Source organism: Sphingomonas melonis (genome assembly GCF_013409985.1).
Classification (GTDB): Bacteria; Pseudomonadota; Alphaproteobacteria; order Sphingomonadales; family Sphingomonadaceae; genus Sphingomonas; species Sphingomonas melonis_A.
The window spans coordinates 453,764-474,237 of the sequence record NZ_JACCBY010000003.1; the positions used below are offsets into that span (position 1 = coordinate 453,764).

Annotated in this window: 14 protein-coding genes; 11 read left to right on the forward strand and 3 right to left on the reverse strand. The window is 69.0% G+C overall.

Annotated features, from left to right (window positions below):
- Nucleotides 1-985 precede the first annotated feature (985 nt).
- Nucleotides 986-1,420, reverse strand: coding sequence for a hypothetical protein (locus HD841_RS12960; RefSeq protein WP_179509277.1), 435 nt, complete (start codon nucleotides 1,418-1,420; stop codon nucleotides 986-988).
- 781 nt (nucleotides 1,421-2,201) lie between these two features.
- A complete protein-coding gene (locus HD841_RS12965; protein ID WP_179509278.1) occupies nucleotides 2,202-4,295 on the reverse strand; it encodes an alpha-glucuronidase family glycosyl hydrolase in 2,094 nt (697 codons plus the stop codon).
- Nucleotides 4,296-4,477: 182 nt separating this feature from the next.
- Here HD841_RS12965 and HD841_RS12970 point away from each other — a divergent pair, with 182 nt between their 5' ends.
- From HD841_RS12970 to HD841_RS13000, 7 genes are all read left to right on the forward strand, one after another.
- Nucleotides 4,478-6,799 (forward strand): glycoside hydrolase family 3 N-terminal domain-containing protein, encoded by a 2,322-nt coding sequence (locus HD841_RS12970; protein ID WP_179509422.1) that lies wholly within the window; start codon nucleotides 4,478-4,480, stop codon nucleotides 6,797-6,799.
- A gap of 11 nt (nucleotides 6,800-6,810) precedes the next feature.
- Nucleotides 6,811-8,022 (forward strand): D-mannonate dehydratase ManD, encoded by a 1,212-nt coding sequence (gene manD, locus HD841_RS12975; protein WP_179509279.1) that lies wholly within the window; start codon nucleotides 6,811-6,813, stop codon nucleotides 8,020-8,022.
- A gap of 1 nt (nucleotide 8,023) precedes the next feature.
- Entirely contained in the window at nucleotides 8,024-9,340 is a 1,317-nt protein-coding gene (locus HD841_RS12980; RefSeq protein ID WP_179509280.1) for an MFS transporter, read from the forward strand.
- A 304-nt stretch (nucleotides 9,341-9,644) separates the two neighbouring features.
- Nucleotides 9,645-9,932 carry a co-chaperone GroES gene (gene groES / locus HD841_RS12985; protein ID WP_179509281.1) on the forward strand — a complete coding sequence of 96 codons (288 nt, stop codon included), beginning with the start codon at nucleotides 9,645-9,647 and terminating at the stop codon, nucleotides 9,930-9,932.
- A 78-nt stretch (nucleotides 9,933-10,010) separates the two neighbouring features.
- Complete coding sequence (gene groL / locus HD841_RS12990) at nucleotides 10,011-11,654, forward strand: chaperonin GroEL (RefSeq protein WP_179509282.1); 1,644 nt, start codon at nucleotides 10,011-10,013, stop codon at nucleotides 11,652-11,654.
- Nucleotides 11,655-11,838: 184 nt separating this feature from the next.
- Entirely contained in the window at nucleotides 11,839-12,021 is a 183-nt protein-coding gene (locus tag HD841_RS12995) for a hypothetical protein (RefSeq protein WP_179509283.1), read from the forward strand.
- A gap of 1 nt (nucleotide 12,022) precedes the next feature.
- Entirely contained in the window at nucleotides 12,023-12,484 is a 462-nt protein-coding gene (locus HD841_RS13000; protein ID WP_179509284.1) for a DUF3429 domain-containing protein, read from the forward strand.
- Between the two features lie 21 nt (nucleotides 12,485-12,505).
- Here the strand turns inward: HD841_RS13000 and HD841_RS13005 are convergent, their stop codons facing one another.
- Nucleotides 12,506-13,546, reverse strand: a complete 1,041-nt coding sequence (locus HD841_RS13005) for a mannose-1-phosphate guanylyltransferase/mannose-6-phosphate isomerase (protein ID WP_179509285.1) — start codon at nucleotides 13,544-13,546, stop codon at nucleotides 12,506-12,508.
- A 159-nt stretch (nucleotides 13,547-13,705) separates the two neighbouring features.
- Here HD841_RS13005 and HD841_RS13010 point away from each other — a divergent pair, with 159 nt between their 5' ends.
- Genes HD841_RS13010 through HD841_RS13025 form a run of 4 tightly spaced genes read left to right on the forward strand, consistent with a single transcriptional unit; the run spans nucleotide 13,706 to nucleotide 20,456 of the window.
- Nucleotides 13,706-15,094, forward strand: a complete 1,389-nt coding sequence (locus HD841_RS13010; RefSeq protein ID WP_179509286.1) for a TIGR03013 family XrtA/PEP-CTERM system glycosyltransferase — start codon at nucleotides 13,706-13,708, stop codon at nucleotides 15,092-15,094.
- Between the two features lie 4 nt (nucleotides 15,095-15,098).
- Nucleotides 15,099-17,120: an XrtA/PEP-CTERM system histidine kinase PrsK gene (gene prsK, locus HD841_RS13015; protein ID WP_179509287.1), complete on the forward strand. Its 2,022-nt coding sequence runs from the start codon at nucleotides 15,099-15,101 to the stop codon at nucleotides 17,118-17,120.
- Nucleotides 17,117-18,472, forward strand: coding sequence for a PEP-CTERM-box response regulator transcription factor (gene prsR, locus HD841_RS13020; RefSeq protein ID WP_179509288.1), 1,356 nt, complete (start codon nucleotides 17,117-17,119; stop codon nucleotides 18,470-18,472). The genes prsK and prsR overlap by 4 nt, the downstream gene beginning before the upstream one ends.
- Nucleotides 18,465-20,456 carry a tetratricopeptide repeat protein gene (locus HD841_RS13025; protein ID WP_179509289.1) on the forward strand — a complete coding sequence of 664 codons (1,992 nt, stop codon included), beginning with the start codon at nucleotides 18,465-18,467 and terminating at the stop codon, nucleotides 20,454-20,456. Before prsR ends, HD841_RS13025 begins: the two co-directional genes overlap by 8 nt.
- The last annotated feature ends 18 nt before the right edge of the window (nucleotides 20,457-20,474 follow it).

Below are 20,474 nucleotides of genomic sequence, written 5' to 3' on the forward strand. Positions count from 1 at the left end.
CGGTGCTCAAGTTCAGGTTCCTCTCTGGGGACGCGCTGCCGTTCGTTGCGGCCTGCGCGCCATGCGTGTGTGTGCCGGCGGACGGCCGCCGGTGGGATGCGTCAGACGCGCGTCAGGTCTTGGTCATGATGAAGGCGGCGGGCGACGCCCCGGCGCGACGCGATGCCCTGTGCGGCATCGTCGGCAAGGGTCGGCGGCCCGTCAGCAATGTCAGCGATGTGTCAACCATCCCCGTCCCTCGTCACGCCCGTCTGCCGCGGCCTTTGATAGCGCTATCTTCTCGGAACTGGTCGGCAAGTCAATCACTTTCGGTTAGGCCAACCGACGCGTGCGACGGATGCGACGAACCGAAGGCAGGGCAAAGATCGGCTGCGGTTGGACAGACCGGTCAGCCGGCGATGCCGGGATTTCCGCTGCGGTGGATGTGCCGGAGTGGGCAAGCGCGCGTATGATGCAGGCGCCTGACGGTCGTGCGGAGGGTTCGATGGACGTGCATAGGGCCCATCGGCGATGGCGAGCACGCTCGGCTATCCGCCGCCACGCGGGAGCGTCGAGCGTTGCTGACCCGTGGCAGGCCATCCCGAAACGAGACACGGCGGGCAAGAAAGTCGGCGTGGTGCGAGCTGTTACAATGGCTCCGGAGGCTGCCGGAGCGCGACGGGGGTGCGGCGCTCCAAGTGGCTCAGGTTGACCTGCCCCAACGCCCCGATCCCACAAGGCTCGGCTCTACACTTCGGCGGCCTCATTCGGGGTAATGATGGTGATCATGTTCCGCGAATATCGCGACTGGGAGGAAAGCGGACCTCCCGCTTTGGAGGCCACACCCCAGGACACAGACCACTGAAGGAGTATCCCAGATGCATCAGTATTTTGCATTACCGGAGCCCTGGGTTTCCTACCATCCTTGAGCTGATGCAAAATCCGTGGGTTTTGCATCCATGGAAATGCCCCCGCTCGTGCCTGGCGATTGCCACGATGCGTACGTCTAATATCGCGACTTATGCTTGATTATTCGCCACGGGACTGTCGCCGTAGAAGGCTTCCAGCAAGTTTCTAAGCTGCTGGCGAATTCGTCCGCCCAAGCGCCCGGACTGCCCGACTTTAGCCAGCCTTCATAGCGCGACCGCATCAGGTAATCACCGACTTCGAAAGAGATCGTATCAGCGTGCAACACGATTTCGGCAAAGTCGCCAGATTGGTCGATCGCCGACGAGAATTTGAGATCTCGACCGGTTGCGAGATGCGTCATGGCAGCTGGGCAACTGTGAATGTCGGCTTCGAACCACTGCAATCCCGCGTTGTCGAGCAACCGAAGCAGAGCCTCGTCGCTTTGCGGCTTTGCTTGAGCGATCATGCCAAAAAGTTTTTGCCCACGCTTTCGCGGTCTTGGCGGCTTGCCCTCATAAGGCGAGCGGATCATTCGAGCTATCAGTCGTCCGCCACATGTCCGGCGTGCCTCGCCTTGATCGGCATCGGTGCAGCCTTTTCGGACTGCGATTGCGTAAACGGGATAACCGTAATCGTCTCCCATATATCGGATCGACATCGCCGGTTCGGGCTGTTCAGGAAAGAAGCGCGACGGGTCGAATGCAAGTGCGCGAGTCCGATCCCGAAAATCGTACGCGGGACGGGCATCCTGCGCGGCCGAGGGCGCACTAACCCCCAGAACGAGCGCGGTGGCAATTATAGCGAACCTGGGCATTCTCTCATGATTACATAACGCGGCGGGGCCGCATAGCGCGATCGCAATCAGGGACGGGATCCATGTTTGCCGAGCTGAAATCGCCCATGCGTTGATGCATAACTTTTGATCTTTGCATCATTCCATTGCCGAGTTTGGCGCCATCGTGATGAACAGATATCCGCTTTCAAGATCGCGAGTCGCCCACCGGAAGGTCCCACTCTGGGCAAAAGCGGCAGGTCCGCTTCCGGGCGGCAGCGAAGGGCGATGACCGGAGAGGCGGTCGCCGATGGCCGATATCACGCGACGATCGGGCGGGCGGTCTGCCTCGGGCGGCGTCCGCAATGCGGCCGCAGTCCCTGGCCGGCAGTTGTCGGTCGGCGTCATCTCGGACTGGAACGGCAAGCAACGGCGATCGGTATCAACACGCCTGCGCTCCCGCTTTCGCAGGAGCGCATTGGACGTGGCGTGGGCGAGGGCGCCGGTTGCGCAACCGCGCAATCCAATCGCCCCGGCCGCGCTACAGCGTATGTCCCGGCGCGCGCGGATAGCTTTGCGCCTTGTACCAGGCGAGGTCGTGTTCCGGCGCGGCGACGCCCGCCGGCAGCGGCCGGTGGTTGACCGAAATCCAATAGGCCAGGCTGGCGTCGCGCCACCAGCGCGCCTCGCGCTGCTGGACCGCCAGATAGGTCGCGGTCTTCTCCCAGCGTTCGGTGTCGATCTTGTCGCGCAGCGTGTCCCACTGCCGCTGCATCCCGGCGACATAGGCGACGCCGGCATCGTAATGCGCGACCATATCCTCCCACAGCGTCCGGCCGCTCGCCATCCGCCGGTCCCAGCGGACATGGTGGAACCACAGCAGTTCGCGCTCCGGCGTCGTCTCCGGCCGGGCGAGCTGGCGGGCGACGGAAGGCGCATATTGGCTGACGGCATCGCTGCCGCTGCGCCCGCGTTCGAAGCCGATGCCGTCCTGATCGGCGCGGTGATAATAGGTCGGGTTCCACTCCGGCCGCGCCAGATCGCCGACCCACGGCCCCGGGCCGTAATGGTGGCCGGTGGCCATCAGATGCGCCAGCCCGAACGGGCCGGTATAGTCGACCACTGCCTCACGCGATCCGGCCATCATCGCGCTGGTGGTGGCGATCACCTGCGGATCGCCGCCGAAGGTCTGCGCCGCCCATTCGCGCGCGATCCCGTCGGCGCTGAGGTCGGGGTCCCAGGCGAGCCGGCCGAAGGCGTACCAATTGGCCTGGTTGAAGGTCGATCCGCTCCAGTCGCGGTCGCGGCCGATATTGGCGACGCCCGCCATGCCGGTCAGCGCATGGCCCTCGACCGACCCGTCGACGACATCGGCGACCGTCTCGCCGCGGCGATGGCCGGTCTGCGCGTGCAGCGTCTCGGCGAACAGCGGGCCGAGATAGGCGAGGTGGGTGGCGAAGCCGAGATATTCCTTGGTGATCTGGAATTCGATCATCAGCGGCGTGCGCGGCATCGCGCCGAACAGCGGGTGGAAGGGCTCGCGCGGCTGGAAGTCGATCGCGCCGTTCTTCACCTGGACCAGCACGTTCTTGGCGAAGCGGCCGTCGAGCGGCTTGAACTCGCTATACGCCTGTTTGGCGCGGTCGGTGGGGTCGGTGTCGGCATAGACGAAGGCGCGCCACATCACGCTGCCGCCATGCGGCGCGACCGCTGCGGCGAGCATGTTGGCGCCGTCGGCATGGGTCGCGCCATAATCGCGCGGCCCCGGCTGGCCTTCGCTGTTCGCCTTGACCAGGAAGCCGCCGAAATCGGGGATGGCGCGGTAGATCTCGTCCGACTTGGCGCGCCACCAGGCAGCGACGGCGGGATCGCGCGGGTCGGCGGTCTTGAGCCCGCCAAGCTCGACCGGCGCCGAGAATCGCGCCGACAAATAGACTCGGATGCCCCATGGCCGCAGCACGTCGGCGAGCGCCGCCGCCTTGGCGATATAGGGTGCGGTCAGGCTGTCCGCCTTGGCGTTGACGTTGTTGAGCACCGTGCCGTTGATGCCGATCGAGGCGTTGGCGCGGGCGTAATCGGTGTAGCGCGGGTCCTTGAAGTCGGGCAGCGTCCACCAGTCCCATAGCGACTGGCCGGCATAGCCGCGCTCGACCGTGCCATCGAGATTGTCCCAATGGTTGAGCACGCGCAGCTTCACCTTGGGGGCCGAGCGCAGCGCGACCGTCGCCGCGCTGCCGCCGCTGCCGAGCGCGCGCAGCAGTGCGAATGCGCCGTACAGCGCGCCGCGGTCGCCATTGCCCGCGACCAGCAGCACGGATTGCCCCGACAGCGTGACGCGGCGCACGACATAGCCTTCGTCGCCGAGCCCGGCGAACGGCAGCTTGAGGCCGGCGATCCCCGGCGCGGCGGCGGTCGCGACCACCACCGGCGGCGTGCCGGCGGGCAGCGCGCGGCGCAATTCGGCCTCGGCGAGCCGCAGCGTGGCGCTGTCGCCCAGTCGCGTTACGGTTGCCTGACCGGTCTGCGGCGCGGCGGTGCGCAGCCACAGGGAATAGCCGTCGTCGGCCTGGGCCGGACTGGCCAATGCCAGCCAACTGGCGCCCAGCGCTCCGACCAGCGCACGATAGCCTTTCATCTCACTCTCCCGTCGCAGGCGATTGACAAGCCTGCGGTCCAGCTTTCATGTTATCGCTATCACCATAACAGGCAAGCCGCATCGCATGGTTTGCCAATTCCCCTGGAGAGTCCGCCTTGACTTCGCGCCCTGCCGTATCGTCCCGTCGTGAAGTGTTGCGCTGGAGTGCCGGGGTGTCGCTGATGGCGCTGCTGCCCGCCGCGGCGCGGCCCGCGACGCCGCTTTACAAGGATGCGCGCGCGCCCGTCGATCTGCGCGTGCGCGACCTGCTCGGGCGGATGACGCTCGACGAGAAGGTGGCGCAGCTCATCACCCTGTCGACCACCAAGCGCGACGTGATGGACGAGGCGCGCAGCTTCGATCCCGCCCGCGCCAGCGCCGCCTATCCCAACGGCATCGGCCAGATCGCGCGACCCTCCGACCGCGGCGGCGCGGCGACCGCGACCAACACCGGCACCGACGTCACCGGCCGCTGGCGCAAGCCCGCCGACACCATCGCCTTCGTCAACGCCGCGCAGGATTGGGCACGCAGCCGCACCCGGCTCGGCATCCCGGTGCTGTTCCACGAGGAATCGCTGCACGGCTATATGGCGCCGGAGGCGACGAGCTTCCCGCAGGCGATCGCGCTGGCGAGCAGCTTCGACCCAGAGCTGATGACCCGCGTCCAGTCGGTGATCGGCCGCGAGGTGCGCGCGCACGGCACGGTGCTGGCGCTGTCGCCGGTGGTCGATATCGCCCGCGACCCGCGCTGGGGCCGGATCGAGGAGACGTTCGGCGAGGACCCCTATCTGTGCGGCGAGATGGGCGTCGCCGCCGTCCATGGCCTGCAGGGCGAGGGGCGCACGCTCGCGCCGGGCAAGGTGTTCGCGACGCTCAAGCACATGACCGGCCATGGGCAGCCGCAGGCGGGCAACAACGTCGCGCCCGCGCAGATCGGCGAGCGCGAATTGCGCGAAAGCTATTTCCCCCCGTTCCGCGCCGTGGTCGAGCGGACCGGGGTGGGGGCGGTGATGCCCTCGTACAACGAGATCGACGGCGTCCCCAGCCACGCCAACAGCTGGCTGCTCGGTGACGTGCTGCGCGGCGAATGGGGTTTCGACGGCGCGATCGTCAGCGATTATGCCGCCATCCCCGAGCTCGACTATTTCCACCATGTCGCCGCCGACCTGGGCGAGGCGGCGCGGCTTGCGCTCGCCGCCGGGGTGGACAGCGACCTGCCCGATGGCGTCGCCTTCCGCACGCTGGCCGACCAGGTCCGCGCCGGCAAGGTGAGCGTCGCGGCGGTCGATGCCGCCTGCGCGCGGATGCTGACGCTCAAATTCCGCGCCGGCCTGTTCGAGGAACCGCGCGTCGACCCGCGCGCCACCGCCCGCCTCACCGCCAATGCCGAGGCGCTGGCGCTCGCCCGCGAGGCGGCGGCGCGCGCGATCGTGCTGCTCAAGAACGACGGCACGCTGCCGCTGTCGCCCGACCGTCACCGTCGCGTCGCGGTGATCGGTCCCAATGCCGCCGTCGCCCGGCTCGGCGGCTATTCGTCGATCCCGACCGATCCCGTCTCGCTGCTCGACGGCATCCGCGCCAAGCTGAAGGGCAGGGCGGAGGTCGTCCACGCGCAGGGCGTGTTCATCACCCAGAGCGAGGATCGCTCCGCCAACGAGGTGCTGCTCGCCGACCCCGCGCGCAACCGCGCACTGATCGCCGAGGCGGTGACCGTCGCGGCGAATGCCGACGTCATCATCCTCGCGATCGGCGACACCGAACAGACCAGCCGCGAAGGCTATGCCAAGACGCATCTCGGCGATCGCACCGGGCTCGACCTGCTCGGTGAGCAGAATGTGCTGTTCACCGCGATGAAGGCGACGGGCAAGCCCGTCGTCGTCGTCGCGATCAACGGCCGTCCGCCGAGCTGGCCGACGGTGGTCGCCGGCGCCAATGCGATGCTCGAATGCTGGTACATGGGCCAGCAGGGTGGCCATGCGATGGCCGACGCCTTGTGGGGCGACGTCAATCCCGGCGGCAAGCTGCCGGTGACGGTGGTCCGCGACGTCGGCCAACTGCCCTTCTATTACGATCATCAGCCCTCGGCGCGGCGCGGCTATCTGTTCGACGACGACGCGCCGCTGTTCCCGTTCGGCTTCGGGCTGAGCTACACCCGCTTCCGCCTGTCGCCGCCGCGCCTGTCGGCGGCACGGATCGGCGTCGCCGGATCGGTCACCGTCGAGGTGGACGTCGCCAATATCGGCGAGCGCACCGGCGACGAGGTCGTCCAGCTCTACGTCCGCGACCAGGTCTCCTCGGTCGCGCGTCCGGTCAAGGCGCTCAAGGGCTTCGCGCGGGTCACGCTCAAGCCGGGCGAAAGCCGCACCGTGCGCCTGACGCTCGGCCCCGACGCCTTCCGCCTGTGGAACCGCGACATGCGCGAGGTGGTCGAGCCCGGCCGCTTCGACATCATGACCGGCCCGAACAGCCGCGACGTGCAGACCGTCGCGCTCGACATCGCCTGAAGGACGCCCCGATGCCCACGATCACCGCCGCCCGCGTCATCACCTGCGCGCCGGGACGCAATTTCGTCACGCTCCAGATCACCTGCGACGACGGCACCACCGGCCTCGGCGACGCGACGCTCAACGGCCGCGAGCTCAGCGTCGCCAGCTATCTCGAGGATCATGTCGTGCCGTGCCTGATCGGTCGCGATGCGCACCGGATCGAGGATATCTGGCAATATCTCTACAAGGGCGCCTATTGGCGGCGCGGCCCGGTGACGATGACCGTGATCGCCGCGGTCGACATGGCGCTGTGGGACATCAAGGGGAAGGTCGCCGGCCTGCCGGTCTACCAGTTGCTCGGCGGCGCCGCGCGCGACTCCTGCCTCGTCTATTGCCACGCCAACGGCACCACGATCGCCGATACGATCGAGACCGCGCTGCGCCACCGCGACGAGGGCTATCGTGCGATCCGGCTGCAATGCGGCGTGCCGGGCCTCGCCTCGACCTATGGCGTCGCAAAGCAGGGCCAGCGCTACGAACCCGCCGACGGCGACCTGCCCAACGAGGCCGTGTGGTCGACCGAGAAATATCTGCGCGTCGTCCCCGAACTGTTCGCCGCGGCGCGCGAGGCGCTCGGCTGGGACGTGCATCTGCTCCACGACGTCCACCACCGGCTGACCCCGATCGAGGCGGCGCGGCTCGGCAAGGATCTCGAACCCTATCGCCCGTTCTGGATCGAGGATGCGACCCCGGCGGAGAACCAGGACGCCTTCCGCCTGATCCGCCAGCACACCACGACGCCGCTCGCGGTCGGCGAGGTGTTCAATTCGATCTGGGATGCCAAGCATCTGATCGAGAACCAGCTGATCGACTATATCCGCGCCACCGTCGTCCATGCCGGCGGCATCACCCATCTGCGCCGCATCGCCGCGCTCGCTGATCTCTATCAGGTGCGGACCGGCTGCCACGGCGCGACCGACCTGTCGCCGGTGGCGATGGCGGCGGCGCTGCACTTCGGCCTGTCGGTCCCCAATTTCGGTATCCAGGAGCATATGCCGCACAGCGACGAGACGGATGCGGTCTTCCCGCACGCCTATCGCTTCACCGACGGCACGATGCATCCCGGCGACGCCCCCGGTCTTGGCGTCTCGCTCGACGAGGATCTCGCCGCGACTTACCAGTACAAACGCGCCTATCTGCCGGTGAACCGGCTCGAGGACGGCACGCTGTGGAGCTGGTGACGTGAGCGCCCTCGGCGACGCCGCGGCCACCGCCCCGGAAACCGCGGTCCATGCGGTGACGCCGCCGCGCGGCCGCATCCGCTGGCTGATCTGCGGCCTGCTGTTTGCCGCAGTGGTGCTGAGCTACATCGACCGGCTGGTGCTCGGCGTCCTCAAGCCGCAGCTCACCGCGCTCTACGGCTGGAGCAACGCCGGCTATGGCGACATCACCGGCTATTTCCAGGTCGCCTATGGTTTCGGCTTCCTGCTGTTCGGCTGGATGATCGACCGGATCGGCGCGCGCAACGGCTATCTGCTCGCGATGGGCAGCTGGACGATCGGCCATTTCGCGCAGACGCTGGTCACCTCGACCACCGGCTTCGCAATCGCGCGCATCCCGCTCGCCTTCGGCGAGGCGGGCACCTATCCCTCGGCGCTCGCCGCGGCCTCGCAATGGTTTCCGCGCAAGGAGCGCGCCTTTGCGATCGGCATCTTCAACGCCGGCGCCAATGTCGGTGCGGTGGTCACGCCGCTGCTGATCGGCTTCATCGTCGTCAATCTCGTGCTCGACTGGCGCTGGGCATTCATCATCACCGGCCTGTTCAACCTCGTCTGGCTCGCCGCCTGGTGGCGGCTTTATCATCCACCGCACGCGCATCCCCGCGTCACCGCCGAGGAGCGCGCGTGGATCGAGGCGGAGCCCGCCGACGACGCCGGCCGCGCCGGTTTCCTCGCCGTGCTGCGCCATCGCGAGGCCTGGGCCTATATGACCGGCCGTTTCCTGATCGATCCGGTCTGGTGGACCTTCCTGTTCTGGCTGCCCGACTTCTTCCACAGCCGCTACGGCTACGATCTCAAGAACTTCGGCCCGCCGCTGGTCGCGATCTACATCCTCGCCGACCTCGGCGCGATCGCCGGCGGCTGGTATTCGTCGCGGCTGCTCAAGCGCGGCGTCGCGGTCGGCCGGGCCCGCAAGCGCGCGATGTTCGTCTGCGCGCTGTTCGCGCTGCCGGTGATGTTCGCCGCGCAGGCGAGCAGCATCTGGGTCGCGGTCGGCATGATCGGCCTCGCCTGCGCCGCGCATCAGGGCTTCTCGACCAACCTGTTCGCGCTGCCGGGCGACCAGTTCCCGCGCTATGCGCAGGGCACGCTGATCGGGCTGGGCGGCTTCGCCGGCGCGGCGGGGGGCTTCATCGCCTCCAAGTCGCTCGGCCTGCTGCTCGACACGGTGGGCAGCTACGGGCCGTTCTTCGTCGCCTGCGGCCTGGCCTATCTCGTCGCGCTGCTCGCCTTCCACCTGCTCAACCCGCGCTATCGCGACGTGGTAAGCGCGCGCTGAGTCGCTCGACGACGACGGGGCTGAAGACCTCGTTGGTGCTGAGCGTGTCGAACTACCGTGGGATCCGACGTCCTTCGACGGGCTCCAGGCGAACGGGGGTAAGCAGGGCCATCTCGTAAATCACTGATTTATCGGCCCCCTCCGTTCGCCGTCCCGCGCAGCGCACCGTCTGCCGCCGCGGCGCACTTTTCTGCGCCGCAGGAGCCTTGACGATCCCGTGCGGCCGGCACATATCCGCCCCGTTGGCACTCGCGTTTCGTGAGTGCCAGAAATCTGTAACACTGACCTGAAGAGGGACTTCGCAATGAACTTTCGTCCGTTGCACGACCGCGTCCTCGTCCGCCGCGTAGAGGCAGAAGAGAAGACGGCCGGCGGGATCATCATCCCCGATACCGCCAAGGAAAAGCCGCAAGAGGGTGAAGTCGTCGCCGCCGGCACGGGTGCCCGCGCCGAGAACGGCACGATCACCCCGCTCGACGTCAAGCCCGGCGACAAGATCCTGTTCGGCAAGTGGTCGGGCACCGAGGTCAAGGTCGACGGCGAAGACCTGCTCATCATGAAGGAAAGCGACATCCTCGGGATCGTCGGCTGATCCTGCGGTCCGGGCGCGCTTGCGCCCCGGACGTAGTGTCAACTTCCACAACTTCCATTTTTCGAAAGGGTAGCCACCATGGCAGCCAAGGACGTAAAATTCGGCCGCGACGCGCGTGAGCGCATCCTCCGCGGCGTCGACATCCTCGCCGATGCGGTGAAGGTGACGCTTGGGCCGAAGGGCCGCAACGTCGTGATCGACAAGAGCTTCGGCGCACCGCGCATCACCAAGGACGGCGTCACCGTCGCCAAGGAGATCGAGCTCAAGGACAAGTTCGAGAACATGGGCGCGCAGATGGTGCGCGAAGTGGCCTCGAAGACCAACGACATCGCCGGCGACGGCACGACCACCGCGACCGTTCTGGCGCAGGCGATCGTCCGCGAGGGCATGAAGTCGGTGGCCGCCGGCATGAACCCGATGGATCTGAAGCGCGGCATCGATATCGCCGTGACCAAGGTCGTCGAGGACATCAAGGCGCGCTCCAAGCCCGTCTCGGGTTCGTCGGAAGTGGCGCAGGTCGGCATCATCTCGGCCAACGGCGACCGTGAAGTCGGCGAGAAGATCGCGGAAGCGATGGAGAAGGTCGGCAAGGAAGGCGTGATCACCGTCGAGGAAGCGAAGGGTCTCGATTTCGAGCTCGACGTCGTCGAGGGCATGCAGTTCGACCGCGGCTATCTGTCGCCCTACTTCATCACCAACCCGGAGAAGATGACGGTCGAGCTCAACGACCCGTACATCCTGATCCACGAGAAGAAGCTCAGCAACCTGCAGGCGATGCTCCCGATCCTGGAAGCCGTCGTCCAGTCGGGTCGCCCGCTGCTCATCATCGCCGAGGACATCGAGGGCGAGGCGCTCGCCACGCTCGTCGTCAACAAGCTGCGCGGCGGCCTCAAGGTCGCAGCGGTCAAGGCACCGGGCTTCGGCGATCGTCGCAAGGCGATGCTCGAGGACATCGCGATCCTGACCAAGGGCGAGATGATCTCGGAAGACCTCGGCATCAAGCTCGAGAACGTCACCGTCGGCATGCTCGGCACCGCCAAGCGCGTCACGATCGACAAGGACAACACCACCATCATCGACGGTGCGGGTGACGCCGACGCGATCAAGGGCCGCACCGAGGCAATCCGTGCGCAGATCGAGAACACCACCAGCGACTACGACCGTGAGAAGCTCCAGGAGCGTCTCGCCAAGCTCGCCGGCGGCGTTGCCGTGATCAAGGTCGGTGGTTCGACCGAGGTCGAGGTCAAGGAGCGCAAGGACCGCGTCGACGACGCGCTGCACGCGACCCGCGCAGCCGTCGAAGAAGGCATCGTCCCCGGTGGCGGCACGGCGCTGCTGTACGCGACCAAGTCGCTCGACGGCCTGAAGGGCGTCAACGAGGACCAGACCCGCGGTATCGACATCGTCCGCAAGTCGCTGACCGCGCTGGTCCGCCAGATCGCGCAGAACGCCGGTCACGACGGTGCCGTCGTCTCGGGCAAGCTGCTCGACCAGTCGGACACGTCGTTCGGCTTCAACGCCTCGACCGACACCTACGAGAACCTGGTCCAGGCCGGCGTGATCGACCCGACCAAGGTCGTCCGTACCGCGCTGCAGAACGCCGCTTCGGTGGCCGGCCTGCTGATCACCACGGAAGCGACCGTGTCGGAACTGCCCGAGGACAAGGCTCCGGCCATGCCCGGCGGTGGCGGCATGGGCGGCATGGGCGGCATGGACTTCTGATGTCGAACGGGGGCAGCGTCACGCTGCTCCCGGCACGACCTTCGGATCGTCCGGCGGATCGGCCAAGCCGACCCGTCCGACCCGGCACCACAAGGAAAGGGACCGCGCGGGCAACCGCCGGTCCCTTTTTCGTTCGCGCCGCCGTTAACCGAAAATAGGCTGCATCCAGAACAGGATGCCGCGCATGCACCGCATCGCCGCCCTCGCGCGCGGCGAGCGGGTGCCCGGCCGCCTCTACGTTCTGCTTGCCGCCATGCCGTTGCCGCCGGGCATGGCCGCACGGCGGCAAACGCTCGACGGTGTCACCGTCGTCCCGCCCGCATCAGCGGACGAGGCAACCCGGCGCCGCGCCGCACGTTGGCGGTGACATGAACCATGATGCCGACCGCCCCGATATTCCCGCCGACGGCGTGCTGCTCGGCTATGGCCCGATGGTGCCGCTCGTCGTCGCCGCGCTCGGCGCGTGGCTGCTGCCGCCGCCCTGGCCGTTCTGGGCCGTGCAGCTCGGCATCATCTGGGGGGCTCTGGTGCTCGCCTTCATCGCCGGCGTGCGGCGCGGCTTCGGCTTCGGCTATCCCCGCGCCTCGAAAGGGATCGAGATCGCGGCGAGCATCGGCTATTTCACGCTTGCCGGCCTTGCACTGGTGATCGGCCGACCGTCGGGCGCGCTGCTGCCGCTCATTCTCGGCTATGTGCTCGCCGCGTTTCTCGATCGGCGCGCGGCGCTGGCGGGCAATGCACCCGCCTATTTCGCGACGCTGCGGCCCCGCCAGCTCCTGATCGGCGCGGCAGGGCTCGCCGGCCTGTGGGCGTGGACGGTCGCCGGATGATGCCGACCGTCCGCGTCGCCCTCAGTCGTTCTTCATCGCCTCGATCAGCTTCTTGACCTCCTGGCTGCGGCCGCGCGGCAGGATCAGCACGTCGTTGCCGCTCGCCACGACGATCAGGTCGCTGACGCCGACCGCAGCGATGCGGATGCCGTCGGAGCGGATCAGGCAATTCTCGGTGTCGATCGCCAGCACGTCGCCGCGATGGACGTTGCCCCGCTCGTCGCAGTCGCTGATCGCATGCAGCGCGTCCCAGCTGCCGACGTCGCTCCAGCCCATCGCCACCGGCACGACGGCGACGCGCTCGGCCCGCTCCATCACCGCATAGTCGATTGAATCGGACGGCGACGCGCCGAACGCCTCGGCATCGGGGTAGATGCGCGCGCCTTCGCGCCGGGCCTTGCTCATCGCATCCTGCGTCGCGGTCAGCATGCCGGGCGCATGGGCGGCGAGCGCGCCGAGGAAGATGTCGGCGCGGAACAGGAAGATGCCGCCATTCCAGGCGTGGTCGCCCGAGGCGAGCATCTCTTCGGCGCGCTCGCGGATCGGCTTCTCGACGAAGCGGGCGACGCGGTGGACGCCCTGCGCGAGCGGCTCGCCGACCTTGATCCAGCCATAGCCGGTCTCGGGCGCATCGGGGGTGATACCGAAGGTGACCAGCCAGCCGTCGGCGACCAGCGGCATCGCCGCCTCGATTGCGGCGTGGAAGGCCTCGACATCGGCGATGACATGGTCGGAGGGCATCACCAGCAACGCCTCTTCGCCCTTGGCGGCGAGCGCGGCGAGCGCGATCGCAGGGGCGGTGTTGCGGGCGACCGGCTCCAGGATCACCGCCTGCGGCGCCGCGCCGATGGCGTGCAGCTGTTCATCGATATGATCGGCATGCCGCGCGTTGGCGACGACGATCGGCGCCGCAAAGGCCTCGCCATGCGCCCGTTTCGCGGTCAGCTGCAGCATGGTTTCCTCTGCGGTCAGCGCCAGCAGCTGCTTGGGCATTTCGGGGCGGGACATCGGCCACAAGCGGGTGCCGGACCCTCCGGAAAGGATCACAGGAACGATCGTCATGATGCGTGATTAACTCCTTGGGACGCGCATCCCTAACCGAAATGAAGCGCGCGCGAAACGATCCTTAAGAGCGCCTTGTTCAAGTTTTCTTTTCTTTTTTCTGCCACCTGCGGGATACCTGTCGGAAAAGCTTACAGACCGGCATGGGAGGATGACCGCATGATCCGCCTGTTCAAGCATTATGTGCCCTATGCCGTGCTGTTGCTCGGGGTGGTCGATGCGCTGCTGCTGATGACCTCGGCCGAGCTGGGCTGGGTGATCCGCGCGCATCAGATCGGCATGGCGGTCGAACCGGTCACCACCCGGCTGCCGCAATTGTTCGCCTTCGCCGCGGCGTTGCAGATCGCGCTGATCGCGGTCGGCGCCTATGGCGTCGGTTCGTTCCTGTCGCTGCGGTTCGCCGCGGCGCGGCTGGCGGTGGCGATCCTGATCGGCGTCGCCTTCCTGTCGATCCTCTTCTTCCTGATCCCGCCGGTCGCGCTGTGGCGCTCGAACCTGGCCTATGCGACGCTGATCGCCGCGGTTCTGCTCGTCGTAGTGCGCGCGATGCTCAACCGGACGCTCGGCGGCGATACGTTCAAGCGGCGCATCATCGTGCTGGGGGCGGGCCACCGCGCCGCCCGGATCGGCGCGCTCGCCGACCAGCCGGGCTCCAACGTCATCGTTGCCGGCTATGTGGCAATGGGCGAGGCCGATGCGGTCGTGCAGGGCGCGGTGCCGCGCGACGCCATTCCCAACCTGGCCGCGCACGTCGTCGATCATGGCGCGGGCGAGGTGGTGCTGGCGCTGGAGGAACGGCGCAACGCGCTGCCGCTCAAGGACCTGCTGCGCGTCCGCACCACCGGCGTCGCGGTCAGCGAGATCTCGACCTTCCTCGAACGCGAGACCGGGCGGATCGACCTCAATTCGGTCAATCCGTCATGGCTGATCTTTTCGGACGGCTTCGCCTCCGGCCGGATGCTGTCGAGCGTGTTCAAGCGCGCGTTCGACATCGCCGCCAGCCTGCTGCTGCTCGGCCTGACGCTGCCGCTGATCCTGCTCACCGCCCTGGCGATCAAGGTCGAATCGCGCGGCCCGGCCTTCTACCGCCAGCGCCGCGTCGGCCTCTACAACCAGGCGTTCGACATCGTGAAGCTGCGCTCGATGCGCCAGGATGCCGAGGTCGCGGGCATGGCGGTGTGGGCCGAGAAGGACGACCCGCGCATCACCCGCATCGGCCGGATCATCCGCCTCGTCCGGATCGACGAACTGCCGCAAACCTGGGCGGTGCTGAAGGGGGAGATGAGCTTCGTCGGGCCGCGACCGGAACGACCGCAATTCGTCGAGCAGCTCGAACAGCAACTGCCCTTCTACGCCGAGCGCCACATGGTGAAGCCGGGGATCACCGGCTGGGCGCAGATCAACTATCCCTATGGCGCGTCGATCGAGGATGCCCGCCACAAGCTCGAATACGACCTGTATTACGCCAAGAACTATTCGCCCTTCCTCGACCTGCTGATCCTCCTGCAGACGCTGCGTGTCGTGCTGTGGCCGGCGGGCGCGCGCTGAGCCGATGGCGGCGCTGATCCTCTGGGGCCACGCGCTGGCCGCGCTGGCGTTCGGGCTGCTCGCGCTCGGTGCACTGCGCCGGCCGCGCGACGGCGGCGCCCGCCATGGCCTGACCGTCGCCTGCATCCTGACCGCCTTGTGGGCGCTCGCGGTGGCGGGCATCGGCGTCGGCGATGTCGCCGCGCGGCTGGGCGAGTCGCTGCGCAACCTCGTCTGGCTGGCGGTGCTGGCGACCTTGGTCCGGCAGGGGCGCAGCGGCAGCGTCGCGCTCTATGCCGTCTATGCCGTCGCCGCCGGCATCACCGCCGCCGCCGGCCTGCTCGCCATTATCGCCACGCTGCCGCTGGCGCGCGAGGCGCTGGCGGCGCTCGAGGCGATGCGGCTGATCGCGGGCATGCTCGCGGCGGTGGCCGGGATGATGCTCGCGCATCAGGTCGCGGTCGGCGACGCGGCGCGGCGTCCGGAGCCGGCGGTGCAGATCGCGGTCGCGCTCGGCGGGATATGGGGAGTCGACCTGCTCGTCGCGTTGCTCGGCTATGGCCTCGGCGCGGTGCCGGCGGGGGCGATCGCGCTGCGCGGCTTCGTCGTGACCGGCGCGGCGCTGATCCTCGCCACCCGCCGCGGCGAGCGCAGTCTCGCCGTTTCGCACGGCATCGTGCTGCGCTTCGTCTCGGTGGCGGCGGTGCTGCTCTACGCCGCGCTAACCGTCCTGCTGACCCAGGTCGCCGAGCGGTATGCCGGCAGCACCGTGCGCATCGTCCAGACCGCGATCGTGCTCGGCGCGACCACCGCGCTGATGACGCTGCTGTCGACGCCGTGGCTGCGCGCCTGGCTCAAGGTGAAGGTGGCCAAGCATTTCTTCCGCCACCGCTATGATTACCGCGCCGAATGGCAGCGCTTCACCGCGACGCTGGGCACGCCGGGCGCGGGCGCCGATCCGCTCGACCTGCGCATCGTCCGCGCGATTGCCGATCTCACCGGCTCGCCGTCCGGCGTGCTGCTGGTGCCGGAGGGCAGCGGCCTCGGGCCCGGCGCCGCCTGGCACTGGGGCGATGCGGGGACGATCGACGCCGGCCTGCGCGACCACCTTGCCGCCAGCGCCCGCATCGTCGAACTCGATCAGGTCCGCCGCGGTGAGGCACCGGTTGAGGAAGCCGCGGCGATCCCGCGCTGGCTGGCCGACCATCCCCACGCCTGGGCGCTCGTCCCGCTGATCCACGGCACCAGCCTGATCGGCGTCATCCTGCTCGGCCGGCCGCCGTTCGAGCGTGCGCTCGACTGGGAAGACCTCGACCTGTTGCGCGTCGCCGGGCGGCAGGCGGCGAGCTACCTCGCCGAGGATCGCGCCCATGCCGCGCTCGCCGACGCGGCACGGTTCGACGAGTTCAACCGCCGCTTTGCGTTCATCATGCACGACATCAAGAATCTGGTCAGTGGCCTAAGCCTGGTGGCGCGCAATGCGGAGCGCCATGCCGACAATCCCGAATTCCGCGCCGACATGGTCGAGACGCTGAAGGACTCCGCCGCCCGCATGAACGCGCTGCTCGCCCGCCTGTCGCAGCACCACCGCGCCACGCCGGAGCCGTTGCAGCCGGTCGATCTCGCCACGCTCGCCTTGCGCCTCGCCGCCAGCCGCCGCGCCCAGCATCCGGTGCGCGTCGCAGGGCAGGGGACGGCACTCGCCCAGCCCGGCCGGCTCGAACAATTGCTGGGCCACCTGCTCCAGAACGCGATCGAGGCGAGCCCACCGTCCGCCACCATCGCGCTCGTCGCCGGCATCGGCGAGGATGGCGCCTATATCGACGTGATCGACGCCGGCTGCGGGATGAGCGCCGCCTTCGTCCGCGACCAGCTGTTCCGCCCCTTCGCCTCGTCCAAGCCCGGCGGCTTCGGCATCGGCGCCTATGAGGCGCGGCAACTGGCCGAGGATATGGGCGGCACGCTCGACGTGGCGAGCCGCGAAGGCGAGGGCACCCGCTTCCGCCTGACCCTGCCCGCCGCGCGCGCCCTGGAGCATGCCGCATGACCGACAAGCCCGTCCTGCTGATCGTCGAGGACGATCTCGCCCTCCAGCGCCAGTTGCGCTGGGCCTATGAAGGCTATGAGATCGTCGGCGCCGCCACCCGGCGCGAGGCGATCGAGGCGCTGCGCAGTCGCGAACCCGCGGTGGTGACGCTCGACCTCGGCCTGCCGCCCGATCCCGACGGCACCAGCGAAGGCTTCGCCACGCTCGCCGAGATGCTGGCGCTCAAGCCCGATACCAAGATCATCGTCGCCTCCGGCCATGGTGCGCGTGACAGCGCGTTGCAGGCGATCGCGCTAAGCGCCTGGGATTTCTACGCCAAGCCGATCGACATCGACGCGCTCGGCCTGATCGTCGCACGCGCGTTCCACGTCCATGCGCTCGAGGCGGAGAATCGCCGCCTTGCCGCACGCGAGACGGCGGCGGCCGGCTTTGGCGGCCTCCTCTACGCCTCGGACGCGATGGCGAAGGTGGTGCGCACGATCGAGCGGGTCGCGCCCGCCGATGTCTCGGTGATGCTGCTCGGCGCGAGCGGCACGGGCAAGGAGGTGCTGGCGCGCGGCATCCACGATCATTCGCCGCGCCGTCGCGGCGATTTCGTCGCGATCAACTGCGCCGCCATCCCCGAGACGCTGCTCGAAAGCGAATTGTTCGGGCACGAGAAGGGCGCGTTCACCGGCGCGGTGAAGACGACGCCGGGCAAGATCGAACAGGCCGAGGGCGGCACGCTGTTCCTCGACGAGATCGGCGACGTGCCGCTGCCGCTCCAGGTCAAGCTGCTGCGCTTCCTCCAGGAGCGGGTGATCGAGCGGATCGGCGGGCGCAAGCCGATCGCGGTCGACACGCGCATCGTCTGCGCCACCCATCAGGACCTCGAGGCGATGGTCGCCGACGGCCGGTTCCGCGAGGATCTGTATTACCGGCTGGCCGAGATCGTCGTGCGTATCCCGGGGCTCGCCGATCGGCCGGGCGATGCCAGCCTGCTCGCCCGCGCCTTCGTCCGCCGCCACGCCGCGGCGATGAACCCGGCCGTCACCGGCCTCGCCCCCGACGCCTTGGCGGCGATCGAGGCATGGGGCTGGCCGGGCAACGTCCGCGAGCTGGAGAACCGCATCAAGCGCGCGGTCATCATGGCCGACGGCAAAGCGGTGACCGCCGCCGATCTCGACCTCGACGCCGCGACCGACGAGGCCTTGCCGCTCAACCTGCGCACCGCCCGCGAGCAGGCCGACCGCAAGGCGATCCGCCAGGCGCTGGCGCAGGCCGACGGCAATATCTCCGGCGCGTCGCGGCTGCTCGGGGTGAGCCGCCCGACGCTGTACGACCTGCTCAAGAGCTACGATCTGCATGGCTGAGCGGCGCTACCCGCTGTTGCACGGCAGGCGCCGCCGCCGCCGGATCGCATGGCCGCGGCTGCGCCGGGGGCAGGTGATCGCGCTTGCCGTGCTGCTGCTGGCGGCCGCCGCCGTGGCCGGGCTCGCGCTGCGTCCCGCCCCGCGCGCCGATCCCGTCGTCGCGCTGCGCGATGCACGGACCGCCTTTCGCATCGGCAATTACAGCGCCGCGCGCAATCATGCGCTGGCCGCGCTCGCCGGAGCGCCCCGGTCGCAGCCGGCGCTGCTGCTGCTCGCCCGCGCCTATCTGCGGCTCGGCGACGGGGTCGCGGCGGAGGGGGCGCTGAGCCGCGCCCGCGCCCTGCGCATCCCGCCGGCCGCGATCGCCGGCTTGCGGGCGCAGGCGCGCGTGCTTCAGTCCGACCTGCAAGGCGCGATCGACACCGCGGCGCTCGCCCCGGCTGGTGACGGCGACGCGATCCGCGCCCGTGCCCGCGCGCTGGCGATGCAGGGCGACAGTGGCGGCGGCGTACAGGCGCTCACCGGCCATCTGGCGATTGCCCCCGGCGACGCCGCCGCCTGGACCGATCTCGGCCGCATCCGCCTCGACGCCGGCGAGATCGCCGCCGCAGCGGATGCCGCGGGGCGTGCGCAGCGCCTCGCGCCCGGCGATCCCGTCGCGCTCGCGCTGCAGGCCGAGATCGTCCGCACCCGCTATGGCCCGATCGCGGCGCTGCCCTGGTTCGAAGCGGCGCTGGCGCGCGACGCATATTATCATCCAGCGCTGATCGAATATGCCGCCACGCTGGGCGAGGTCGGGCGCAACGCCGATATGCTCGCCGCCACCCGCCGTGCGCTCGCGGCGCGACCGGCCAGTCCGCAGGCCTTCTACCTTCAGGCGGTGCTCGCCGCGCGCGCCGGCCGCGTCGAACTGGCGCGCGACCTGCTCCAGCGGGCGGGCGACGGCATCGGCACCCTGCCGGGGGCGGCGCTGCTCGGCGGCGGTCTCGATGTCGCGCGCGGCCGGACCGAGCGCGCGATCGGCAGCTGGCGGCAGCTCGCGACCGACCAGCCGATGAACATCGCCGTTCGCCGGCTGCTTGGCGCGGCGCTGTTGCGGTCCGGCGATGTGCAGGGCGCGCTCGATCAGCTGCAACCGATCGCGCTGCGCGACGACGCCGATGCCTATACGCTGACGCTCGTCGCCCGCGCCTTCGAGGCGAGCGGCAACCGTATCGTCGCTGCGCGCTATCTCGACCGCGCCGCGCTCGGCGCGCACGGCAACCCCGCCGCGTTCGCCAGCGACGACGATCCGGGAACCTTGCTCGCGCAGGCGCGGCAGGACCCGGGCGATCCCAATTATCGGCTCGGCATCATCCGCGCCCAGCTCGATCGTGGCGACGTCGCCGGCGCGATCCTGCGCGCCCGCGGCCTTGCCGCCGCAAGCCCCGGCGCACCCGCCGCGCAACTTGCGCTGGCCGATGCGCTCGCGGTCGGCGGACGCTTTGCCGAGGCGGCGCAGCTGTATGCCCGTGCCGCCGGTCTCGCCTTCGACGAGCCGACGATGCTGCGGCTGGTCGATGCCTGGGGTCGCGCCGCCCGCCCGCGCGAGGCAGCGGCGGCCTTGTCGCTGTACCTCGGCCAGAATCCGCAGAGCCTGACCGGCCGCCGCATCCTTGGCCATTGGCAGGTGCGCAATGGCGCGATGGAGGCCGCGATCGAAACGCTGGAGAGCGTCCGCCGTCTCGCCGGCAACCGCGACGCGGCGCTGCTTGCCGACCTCGCGCTGGCCTATGCCGGCGGCGCGGATGGCGCGGTGGCGCGCGCTTATGGCCAGGCCGCCTATCGGCTGGCGCCGATGAACGCGGCGGTGTGCGATGCCTATGCGGTGGCGCTCGCCGCCGCCGGCGACCTTGCCGGCGCGCGCCAGCTCGCGGTCAAGGCGGTGGCGCTCGCGCCCGGCGATCCCGTCATCGCGGCGCATGCCAGGCGGATCGCCGCCTGACCGCTTGCACCCGCGCAG